General features: G+C 74.7%; 9 protein-coding genes. 2 read left to right on the top strand and 7 right to left on the bottom strand.

Translation table 11 applies throughout. The annotated features are described in order from the left end of the window. Positions 1–10: 10 nt before the first annotated feature. From ACQP6G_RS20050 to ACQP6G_RS20060, 3 genes are read right to left on the bottom strand one after another with little or no spacing between them, the layout of a single operon-like run. Positions 11–880, bottom strand: a complete 870-nt coding sequence (locus ACQP6G_RS20050; RefSeq protein WP_429766988.1) for a carbohydrate ABC transporter permease — start codon at positions 878–880, stop codon at positions 11–13. Further along, the gene (locus tag ACQP6G_RS20055; RefSeq protein ID WP_429766990.1) at positions 880–1,845 is read right to left on the bottom strand and encodes a carbohydrate ABC transporter permease; all 966 of its coding nucleotides are present in this window, start codon (positions 1,843–1,845) and stop codon (positions 880–882) included. The genes ACQP6G_RS20050 and ACQP6G_RS20055 overlap by 1 nt, the downstream gene beginning before the upstream one ends. Positions 1,846–1,849: 4 nt before the next feature. Next, the gene (locus ACQP6G_RS20060; RefSeq protein WP_429766992.1) at positions 1,850–3,175 is read right to left on the bottom strand and encodes an ABC transporter substrate-binding protein; all 1,326 of its coding nucleotides are present in this window, start codon (positions 3,173–3,175) and stop codon (positions 1,850–1,852) included. 207 nt (positions 3,176–3,382) lie between these two features. Here ACQP6G_RS20060 and ACQP6G_RS20065 point away from each other — a divergent pair, with 207 nt between their 5' ends. Together ACQP6G_RS20065 and ACQP6G_RS20070 are read left to right on the top strand one after the other, a co-directional pair. Further along, positions 3,383–5,950, top strand: coding sequence for a glycosyl hydrolase family 95 catalytic domain-containing protein (locus ACQP6G_RS20065; RefSeq protein ID WP_429766994.1), 2,568 nt, complete (start codon positions 3,383–3,385; stop codon positions 5,948–5,950). Positions 5,951–5,952: 2 nt separating this feature from the next. Next, positions 5,953–6,951 (top strand): LacI family DNA-binding transcriptional regulator, encoded by a 999-nt coding sequence (locus tag ACQP6G_RS20070; RefSeq protein ID WP_429766996.1) that lies wholly within the window; start codon positions 5,953–5,955, stop codon positions 6,949–6,951. A 92-nt stretch (positions 6,952–7,043) separates the two neighbouring features. Here the strand turns inward: ACQP6G_RS20070 and ACQP6G_RS20075 are convergent, their stop codons facing one another. The 4 genes from ACQP6G_RS20075 to ACQP6G_RS20090 all read right to left on the bottom strand — a co-directional run bounded on the left by ACQP6G_RS20075 (position 7,044) and on the right by ACQP6G_RS20090 (position 9,846). Further along, positions 7,044–8,333, bottom strand: coding sequence for an N-acetylglucosamine-6-phosphate deacetylase (locus tag ACQP6G_RS20075; RefSeq protein WP_429766998.1), 1,290 nt, complete (start codon positions 8,331–8,333; stop codon positions 7,044–7,046). A 61-nt stretch (positions 8,334–8,394) separates the two neighbouring features. After that, positions 8,395–9,090: an endonuclease NucS gene (gene nucS, locus ACQP6G_RS20080; protein WP_429767000.1), complete on the bottom strand. Its 696-nt coding sequence runs from the start codon at positions 9,088–9,090 to the stop codon at positions 8,395–8,397. A gap of 40 nt (positions 9,091–9,130) precedes the next feature. Then, positions 9,131–9,526: a DUF2550 domain-containing protein gene (locus ACQP6G_RS20085; RefSeq protein ID WP_429767001.1), complete on the bottom strand. Its 396-nt coding sequence runs from the start codon at positions 9,524–9,526 to the stop codon at positions 9,131–9,133. A 35-nt stretch (positions 9,527–9,561) separates the two neighbouring features. After that, positions 9,562–9,846: a F0F1 ATP synthase subunit epsilon gene (locus ACQP6G_RS20090; RefSeq protein ID WP_380327012.1), complete on the bottom strand. Its 285-nt coding sequence runs from the start codon at positions 9,844–9,846 to the stop codon at positions 9,562–9,564. Between the last annotated feature and the right edge of the window lie 88 nt (positions 9,847–9,934).

Consider the following 9,934-nt stretch of genomic DNA (forward strand, 5'->3'; position numbering starts at 1 on the left):
GGGTGGTGCGCTACTTCACCGCGCCGGCGGTGACGCCCCGGGTGAGGGTGCGCTGGAAGATCAGGAAGAACACCAGGGCCGGGACGAGGGAGACGAGCGCCCCGGCGTTGGTCGTGGGGGCGTCCATCATCCGGTCGCCCTGCAGCGACGCGAGCGCGATCGGGATCGTCTGCGTGTCGTTGGTCGTGAGCATGACCAGCGGGATGAAGAACTCGTTCCAGGTCCAGATGAAGAAGAAGATCATCAGGACCATGAGCGTGGGCCGCACGATCGGGAAGACGACCCGCCACAGGATCCGCCAGCGGCCCGCGCCGTCGAGCGCCGCCGCCTCGAGCAGCGCCGGCGGGAACGTGCCGAGCACGGACGCCAGCAGGTAGGTGCCGAAGGCCGACTGGATGACCGTGAAGATGATGATCACGGACCACTGCGAGTTCGACAGCCCCACCTGCCGGGCCATGTCGAACAGGGGGTAGATCAGCGCCTCCTGCGGGAGCATGTTCGCGAGCAGGAAGAGCAGCACCACCCACATCCGGCCCTTGATCCGGCCGATCCCGATCGCGTAGGCGTTGAGGAGCGAGAGGGCGCACGCCGCCACCGCCACGACGGCGGAGATGAAGAACGAGTTCCACAGCTTCACCGGGAACTCGGTGCGCTGCCAGAAGTTCACGAGCCCGTCGAGGTACAGGCTCGTCGGCAGGCTGAGCGGTCCGTGCTGCGTGTAGTCGTCGGGCGACTTGAACGCGTTGAGCAGCATCACCAGCAGCGGCGCGACCACGAGCAGCGCGACGACGACGGCGCCCGCGAGCACGAACCAGCGCCCGGCGCCCCGGTGGTGGCGGTCCCCGCCGCGCGACCGGACCGTCGCCAGGGTCGCGGCCATCAGCGCCCCACCTCCTCGGCCCGCTCGGCGCGCGTCTGCAGCGCGAGGATGACGACGGCGACCACGAGGATCACCACGGTGAGCACGGTCGCGACGGCGGCGCCGTAGCCCACCCGCGACTTGTCGAAGAAGTTGAGGTACGAGTAGTAGCTCGGCACGAGCGTGGAGCTCTCCGGGCCGCCGCGGGTCAGCACGTAGATCGGGCCGAACACCTTGAGCGCCGCGACCGTGCAGGTCAGCGTCACGACGAACGTCTCCGGGCGGATCTGCGGGATCGTGATGGCCCGGAACCGCCGCCACCAGCCGGCGCCGTCCAGCTCCGCCGCCTCGTAGAGCTCGGGGTCCACCCGCTGCAGCGCCGCCATGAAGATCACGACGGGGTACCCGATCTGCACCCAGATCAGCACGAGCATGACGCTCGGGAGCGCCGTGCTCGGGTCGCCCAGCCAGTTCGGCGGGTCCGCGACGCCGACGGCGCGCAGGATCTCGTTGAGCGCGCCCGTCTGGGCGTTGAGGATCCAGTTCCACAGCACGCCCGCGACGGCGACCGGGAGGATCTGCGGCAGGTAGTACGTGGCCCGCAGGACCGACGCCACGCGGGCGCCGAACCGCCGGCCCAGGTAGTCGAACAGCACCGCCGCGAGCAGCAGGCCGATCACGGTCGGCACGAGCACCATCGCCACGATCATCGCGACGGAGTTCTGGAACGACGTCCAGAACGCGGCGTCGTGCCAGAGCTCCGTGTAGTTGTCGAGGCCCACCCAGGTGAGCGGCGCCAGGCCGCCGCGCCAGGAGAACAGGCTGATGTAGACGTTGGTCACCAGCGGGTACCCGATGACGAGCACGAAGAGCACCGCGCCGGGGAGCAGGTACGCCAGGTAGGGCAGGGTCGTGCCCCGCCGGCGGCGGCGCGTCCGGGCGTCGGCCCGGGACGCCGCCGCGGGCGGGCTGAGGGTGGCGGTCACGTCGTCACTCGCCGAGCAGGTCGGCCTTGCCGTCCGTGTAGGCCGACTCCAGCCCGTCGAGCACCTGGTCCGGTGTCTTCGACCGGTTGATCAGGGACTGCAGCTGGCTGACGATCGTGTCGTAGTAGCCCGGCACGGGCCAGTCGGGGTAGAACGCCAGGCCGTCGTCGTCGAGGATCGCCTGGAAGTTCTCGGTGAGCTCGCGCGTCGTGTCGTCGGTGATCGTGGACGCGTCGCCTGCGACCGGCAGGCCGCCCGTCTGCGCCAGCACGTCCTGCACCTCGGGGCGCAGCGTGGTGTCGATGAACTCCGTGGCCAGCGACGGCGAGTCCGCGTTGGTCGGGACGACCCAGAGGTTGCCCGACGAGCCGGTGTGCAGCGTGTTCCCCGGGAAGTTGAACTGACCCCAGTCGTCCTTCATCTCCGCCGTCACCCGTCCGAACCACCACGAGCCGGAGACCATCATCGGGTAGTCGCCCTTCATGAAGGCGACGCCCATGTCCTCGGCCGTGAGGCCGGCGGAGTCGGAGGCGACGTAGCCGTCCTCGATCCACGAGTCGAGCTGCTCGGTGGCCGCCGTCATCTCCGGCCCGTGGAAGTCGACGTCGCCGTCGAAGAGCTGGTACTGGTCGACGAGCTCCCGGTCGGCGTTCGCCAGCACGAGCTCGTACCAGAGCTGTCCCATCGGGTACTCGGCGCCGGCCTCGGCCAGCGGGGTGACGCCGTCGTCCTTGAACGCCTTCATCACCTGCTCGAGCTCCTCGAGCGTGGTCGGCACCTCGAGGCCCGCGTCCGCGAACATCTGCTTGTTGTAGTAGACGCCGACGAACTCGCCGTAGTTGGGCACGCCGTACCAGTCGCCGGAGCCCATGAGGCCGTTCTCGTCGTAGCGTGCGGTGGTCTGCAGCGAGCCGGAGAGCTTGTCGGCCCAGCCGTTCTCCTCCGCGGCGTCGGTCAGCGGGGCGATCAGGCCCTGCGCGGCGAGCTGGCCGGCCGTCGCGTTGCCCTTGTTGTACTCCATGACGTCGGGCACGTCGTCGCCGGTCAGCACGATCTTCGCGTTCTTCTGGATCTGCTCGAACGTCTGCTTCTCGACCTCGACCGTGACGTCCGGGTGCTCCTCGGAGAAGATCTCGATCGCCTTGGCCCACGCCTGGCCCATCGCCGAGTCCTCGTTCTCGTAGTGCCAGATCGTCAGGGTCTTGTCGTCGGTGTCGCCGCCCCCGGCGGTCGTTCCGCCGCCTCCCCCGCCGCCGACGCAGGCGGTCAGCGTCAGGGCAGACGCGGCGATCAGTGCGGCCGCGGACAGCGTGCGTGCGCGGTGGAGCATGGGGTCCTCCTCGTCGAGTCCAGCGCCGCGGCGGCAGTGCACGGGCCGCGGCGAGGCGCCCGATGTAAATCGAAGCGCTTCGACGGCGAGTATCGACCCCGGACGAACCGTCGTCAAGCAGGTGCCCCTCGACCTGGGACCGCGCGCCTCCCGGCGACCGCCCCGGCGGTCGAACCGATTCGCCCGCGCGCACTACGCTCTCCGACCATGGCCGAGCTACGCGCGACGACGCACGTCCTCCACACCGACAGCAGCGCCACCCGGTGGGTCGAGGCCTACCCCGTCGGCAACGGGCACCGGGGGGTGATGTGCACGGGCCGCGCCGGGGTGGAGCACCTGTGGCTCAACGACCTCACCGCCTGGTCCGGCTCGCCGCACCCCGACCCGCTGGCCGGGGCGGGAGCCCGTGGCCCCGAGCACCTCGCCCGGGTACGTGCCGCCGTCGAGGCGGGCGACGTGCGCGGGGCCGAGGCCCTGCTCGCCGAGATGCAGACCCCGTGGGCGCAGGCCTACCTCCCGCTCGCCGAGATCGACGTCGCCGTCGAGCCCGCCGGCCCGCCGAGCGGGCCCGCGCCGCACCCCCACGGCATCGAGCGGCGCGAGCTGGACCTGCGCACGGCCGTCGCCACGCACGCGTGGGAGCACCCCGTGGCCGGGCGCGTCGTGCAGGAGACCTGGGCCGACTCCCGCGGCGGCGCGGTGGTGCACACCGTGCGCGCCGAGCGCCCGGTCCGCCTGGTCGTGCGCGTCGAGAGCCTGCTGCGGGCGTCGGCCCGCCCGCCCGTCGACCTGTCGCGAGCCGACGGTCCGGCCGGCCCTGCGGGCGCCGCCGTGCTGGTGCGGACGCTCGACCTGCCCGTCGACGTCCCGCCGTCGCACCATCCCGAGGGCGAGCTGCGGTACGACGCCGCGCTCGGCCGCACCGGCACCGTCGCCGTGGCCGCGCCCGCCGACCGCGACGCCGCCGTCGACGACGGCACGCTGCGCACCGGCGTCGCACGCACGCACGTCCTGCTGGTCGCCACCGCCACGACCGACCCGCCCGGGGACGCCGGGGCCGCGGCGCCGGCCGACCGGATCGCGGCACAGCTCACGACCGGGGACCCCGGCGGCGCAGGTCAGGGCGACGACGCCTCCGTCGAGGGCGCGGACGCGCTCCGCGAGCGCCTGCGCGCCGCGCACGTCGCGGAGCACGCGCGGCACTACGGCCGCGTGGACCTGGCGCTGCCGTCCCCGGCGGGCGCGGCCGACCTGCCCACCGACCGCCGTGTGCTGGCCGCCGCCGAGCGCCCCGACCCGGGCCTCGCGGCGCTCACGTTCCATCTCGGCCGCTACCTGCTGCTGTCGTCCTCCCGGGCGGGCGGCCTGCCGCTCACCCTGCAGGGCCTGTGGAACCCGTGGCTGCCGGGCCCGTGGAGCAGCGGCTACACGCTGAACATCAACCTGCAGATGGCGTACTGGGCGGCCGGCACGACCGGGCTCGCCGAGAGCCAGGAACCGCTGCTGCGCTACGTCCGCGGCCTCGCCGACGGGCCGGGCGCCGTCGTCGCCCGCGACCTGTACGGCGCCGCCGGGTGGGTGGCGCACCACAACTCGGACGCGTGGGGCCACGCGGCGCCCGTCGGCAACGGCCGCGGCGAGGCGAAGTGGTCCGCGTGGGCGCACGGCGGCACGTGGCTGGCCCAGCACCTCCTGGAGCACCACCGGTTCACGGGCGACGACGCCGCGCTGCGGGCCGCGTGGCCCGCGCTGCGCGGGGCGGGCGAGTTCGCGCTGGCCTGGGTGCAGACGGCGGGCGGCTCCCCGTCCGGCGCCGGGCGGGACGGAGACCGGTTGCACGCCTGGACCAGCCCGTCGACCTCACCGGAGAACCAGTTCGTCGCCCCCGACGGCGAGCCCGCCGCGGTCACGACCAGCGCCGCGATGGACGTGGCGCTGGTGCGCGCCCTGGCGGCAGGCTGCCGCGAGGCCGCCGGCGGGCTCGGGCTCGACGACGCCGACGAGCCGTGGCTCCCCCGCCTCGAGGCCGTCGCCGCCGCGCTGCCGGGCCCGGCGACCGGGTCGCGCGGTGAGCTGCTGGAGTGGGGCGAGGAGGTCCCCGAGGCAGAGCCCGAGCACCGGCACCTGTCGCACCTCGTGGGGCTCTACCCCCTCGGAGACCTGGACCCGACGACCACCCCGGACCTGGCGCGGGCCGCCGCCCGCAGCCTCGAGCTGCGCGGCCGCGAGTCCACGGGCTGGTCCCTCGCCTGGCGGATCTCGCTGTGGGCGCGGCTCGGCGAGGGCGGCCGGGCCCACGACCAGGTGCTGCTGTCGCTGCGCCCCGCCGACGGCCCCGACGAGCGGCACCCGGCCGGGCAGCGCGGCGGGCTGTACCCGAACCTGTTCAGCGCGCACCCGCCGTTCCAGATCGACGGCAACCTCGGCCTCACCGCGGGCGTCGCGGAGATGCTGCTGCAGTCGCACCGGCGGGACGGCGGCGCCGTGCGCCTCGACCTCCTGCCCGCGCTGCCCCCGGCATGGCCCGACGGCGAGGTCACCGGGCTGCGGGCCCGCGGCGGGGCCGAGGTCGACCTCGCGTGGCGCGACGGCGCGCTGACCCGCGCCCGGCTGCGGGCGCCCGACGACCGGGCCCTGGAGGTCGTGGTGGGCCACGGCGGCGTGGCCGCAGCGGGAACCCCGGTCTCGGTCGCGGCGGGCGCTACCGTGATCCTCGACGTGCCCGGTGACCTCCCGGTCGTGGGCGCCGCCGTCCCTCACGCACCCAGGAGATAGCCGTGGCCACCATCGAGGACGTCGCCAAGGCGGCGGGAGTCTCGGCGTCGACCGTCTCCTACGTGCTCTCCGGCAAGCGGTCCATCTCCGCGCCCACGCGCCGGCGCGTCGAGCAGGCGATCGCGACGCTGGGCTACCGCCCGCACGCCGGGGCTCGGGCCCTCGCGTCGGCGCGCACCGAGGTCATCGGGCTCATGATCCCGCTGCGCTCCGGCATCGACGTGCCCGTGATCATGCAGTTCGCGGGCGGCGTCGTCACCCGGGCGCGGGAGCACGCGCACGACGTCCTGCTGCTCACCCAGGACGACCTCGAGGGTCTGGAGCGCGCCACGAACGGGTCGATGGTCGACGCCCTCGTCGTCATGGACGTGGAGGCCGACGACGCGCGCATCCCGATCCTCACCCGGTCGAGGCAGCCGTCGGTGCTGGTGGGGCTGCCGCGCGACGCCTCGGGGCTGTCGTGCGTGGACCTGGACTTCGAGTCCGCCGGGCGGCTCGCCGCGCGCCACCTGGCCGAGCTGGGGCACCGCACCGTCGCGATGCTCGGCGCCCCGCCGGAGGTCGTGGACCGGCACACGTCGTACGTGGACCGCGTGATGCGCGGCTTCGCGGAGGCCGCACCGGAGCAGGGCCTGGACGCGCGGGTCGTCGCGTGCCCGGGCGCGCCCGCCGAGGTCGCCCGCGTCGTCGACGAGCTCCTCGCCGACGCGCCCGGCACCAGCGGGCTCTTCGTGCACAACGAGCGCGCGCTTCCCCACGTCCTGTCCCGGCTGCGCGAGTCCGGCCGAGCCGTGCCCGAGGACGTGTCGGTGATCGCGCTGTGCCCCGAGGACGTCGCGCTCGCGCAGGCGATGCCGATGACCGCCATCGACCTGCCCGCGTCGACCATCGGGAGCCTCGCCGTGGACATCGTCATGGGTCGGCTCGACGACGGCCGGCCTGCCGAGACCCGGCTGCTCGCGCCCGTGCTGACCACCCGCGGGAGCACCGCTCGACGGTAGGACCGCGGCTCCGCGACGGCGCGGGGGCGCGTCATCGGTTCCGACGGCGCGGCGGATCGCCTGCTGGAGAGCAGCGCTGCGGAGGGCCGCGCTCAGCCGAGCGGCACCCCGACGCCGCCGCGCAGCACGCGCCGCACGCGCAGGTCGCCGTCGGTGACGACGACGTCCGCGCGCCGGCCCACGACGAGGCCGCCGACGTCGGTGAGGCCCAGCACGCGCGCCGGCACCCAGGACGCGGAGCGCACGGCGTCGACGAGCGGGACGCCCGCCGCGACGGTGTCGCGCACGACGTCGACCAGGTGCGCCGTGCCGCCCGCGATCGCGCCGCCGTCGGGGTCGCCCGGATCGGCGAGGCGGGCGACGCCGTCGCGCACGGTCACCGCCATCGGCCCCAGCTCGTAGGAGCCGTCGGCCATGCCGGCGGCCGCCATCGCGTCCGTGACGAGCGCGACCTGGTCGGCCCCGACCGTCTCCACGACCGTCCGCACGGTCGCCGGCGCCAGGTGGACGCCGTCGGCGATCAGCTCCACGACGAGTTCGCCGCGGGCGGCGGCCGCGAGGCACGCGGCGATCGGCCCCGGCGCACGGTGGTGCAGGGGGCGCATCCCGTTGAACAGGTGGGTGGCGGTCATCTCGCGCGCGGGGGCCTCGCCCGCCTCGGCGGCGGCGGCGAGGGCCGCGGCCACCTGCGCGAGGAGCTCTTCCGCCTGCTCTGTGGTGGCGTCGGTGTGCCCGAGGGACGGCACGACGCCCGCGGCCACGAGCGCGTCGGCCGCGCCGTCGGCCCCGACCACGCCGTCGACCTCGGGGGCCACGGTCATGGTGCGCAGGTGCCCGCGCGACGCCTCGACGAGGTCGCGCACGAGGCGGACGTCACCCGGGACGAGGTCGTCCGGGCTCTGCGCGCCCCGCCGCTCGTGCGACAGGAACGGCCCCTCGGCGTGGATCCCCGCGATCTCGCCCGCGTCGGCGAGGCCGGCGAGCAGGCCCGCCCGGGCCAGCAGGGTCTCGCGGTCGGCCGTGACGAGGGAGGCGAGCATCGTCGTAGTGCCGTGCCGGCGGTGCTCGAGCACCGCGACCAGCGCGTCGTCGGCGGTCGTCGCGTCGGGGAAGCCGACGCCGCCCCCGCCGTGGTTGTGCAGGTCCACGAGACCGGGCAGCAGCACGGTGCCGGGCTCGGGGGCGAGGGCCGCGGCCACCGCGGCGGCGACCTCCGCGTCGGCGTGCTCGGCCGCCGCGACGGGGCCCACCCAGCGCACGAGGCCGTCCGCGACGACGACCGCGCCGTCCTCGACGTCGTCCTGCGGCGTCACGACGCGACCGCGCAGCGCGACCGGCGCGCCGAAGTCGGAGAGGGGGGCCGTGGGGGTGGCAGCGATCATGGGCCCATCCTGCCGCAGGGCTGGTGGATTGCGAAACCTTCCTGACAAACTCCGGAAGGTCTCAGAAGAGGCGCGAGTCCACGTCGTCCACGCCGCGCATCGCGTCGTAGTCCAGCACCAGGCACTCGATCCCCCGGTCCGTCGCGAGCACGCGCGCCTGCGGCTTGATCTCCTGCGCGGCGAAGACGCCGCGCACCGGGGCGAGCAGCGGGTCGCGGTTGAGGAGCTCGAGGTAGCGGGTCAGCTGCTCGACGCCGTCGATGTCGCCGCGGCGCTTGAGCTCGACCGCCACGGTCGCGCCGGCGGCGTCGCGGGCCAGGATGTCGACCGGTCCGATCGCCGTCATGTACTCGCGGCGCACGAGGGAGTGGCCCGCGCCGAGGAGGTGGATCTGCGCGGCCAGCAGCTCCTGCAGGTGCGCCTCCACGCCGTCCTTCACGAGGCCGGGGTCGACGCCGAGGTCGTGGGCGGAGTCGTGCTCCACCTCGTGCAGCTCGATCTCCAGGCGGTCGTCGGACTTCTGGTGCTGCACCGTCCAGACCTGGGTGACGCCGCGCCCCCGCGCCTCGTCGTCGGGCTCGCCGACCGCCGTCGAGCACGGCGGGCTCATCCAGTTGAGCGGCTTGTAGGAGCCGCCGTCGGAGTGCAGCAGCACGCTGCCGTCCGCCTTGACGACGAGGAGCCGCGAGGCCAGCGGCAGGTGGGCGGTGAGCCGGCCGGTGTACCGGGCCGAGCAGCGGGCGACGACGAGACGCACGGTCCCCCTCTTCGTTCGTGGCGGGTGCTGTGGCGGTGCTCTACAGGACCAGGTCGCGGCGCCCCGGGGGCGCGGACTCGAGCCACGACGCGAGCCCGGCGTACGCGCCGGAGGACATCAGCAGCTCGAAGTCGGTGCCGTCGTAGCGGCAGCGCACCAGCACCTGGTCGGGCTGCCCGGCCTGGTCGAGCGGGGCGCGGCCGGTGATCGAGAGCCCGTCGCGGCGCCAGACGCGCGCCGGGCGCGGCGCGAGCGACCACCCGCGCCACCAGTCGATACGGCCCACGGCGTAGTGGGCGATCCCCACCATCCACGCGGCCTGCGGGTCGTCCGCGGGGCGTGCGTGGCAGGGGAAGGAGCCGACCCTCCGGGAGAGGGTCCGCAGGCGGGAGGCGCCGGCGGCGAGCACCAGTCCGAGCGCGACGACGAGAGCCACCGCGGACCAGACTGCGTACGCCACCGGCACCTGCCTCAGCGCAGCGCCGGCTCGCGGCCGGACAGCTCCGAGACCTCGTCGACGACGATCGTCACGAGGTTGCCGTCGACGGAGACGAAGCCGCCGGTGACGTGCGCCTCGACCGCGGTCCCGTGGGCCGTCGACACCTTGACCGTGCCCGGGCGCAGCACCGCGAGGAGCGGGGCGTGGCCGGCGAGGATGCCGACCTGGCCGTCGACGGACGGGGCGCTGACCTCGCGCGCCGCGCCGGACCAGACCTTGCGGTCGGACGCGACGAGGTCCACGTTCAGCTCTGCCATCTCCATGTCCTCTTTCCGATCGTGCGGGTTCGTCAGGCGGTCGCGGGGGGGGGGGGGGGGGGGGGGGGGGGGGGGGGGGGGGGGGGGG

The organism is Isoptericola nanjingensis, from assembly GCF_050311635.1.
Classification (GTDB): domain Bacteria; phylum Actinomycetota; class Actinomycetes; order Actinomycetales; family Cellulomonadaceae; genus Isoptericola; species Isoptericola nanjingensis.

Coding starts and splice junctions, on each gene's coding strand:
- ACQP6G_RS20050 (WP_429766988.1), bottom strand. CDS start 880: ATGGCCGCGACCCTGGCGACGGTCCGGTCGCGCGGCGGGGACCGCCAC.
- ACQP6G_RS20060 (WP_429766992.1), bottom strand. CDS start 3,175: ATGCTCCACCGCGCACGCACGCTGTCCGCGGCCGCACTGATCGCCGCG.
- ACQP6G_RS20065 (WP_429766994.1), top strand. CDS start 3,383: ATGGCCGAGCTACGCGCGACGACGCACGTCCTCCACACCGACAGCAGC.
- ACQP6G_RS20075 (WP_429766998.1), bottom strand. CDS start 8,333: ATGATCGCTGCCACCCCCACGGCCCCCCTCTCCGACTTCGGCGCGCCG.
- ACQP6G_RS20090 (WP_380327012.1), bottom strand. CDS start 9,846: ATGGCAGAGCTGAACGTGGACCTCGTCGCGTCCGACCGCAAGGTCTGG.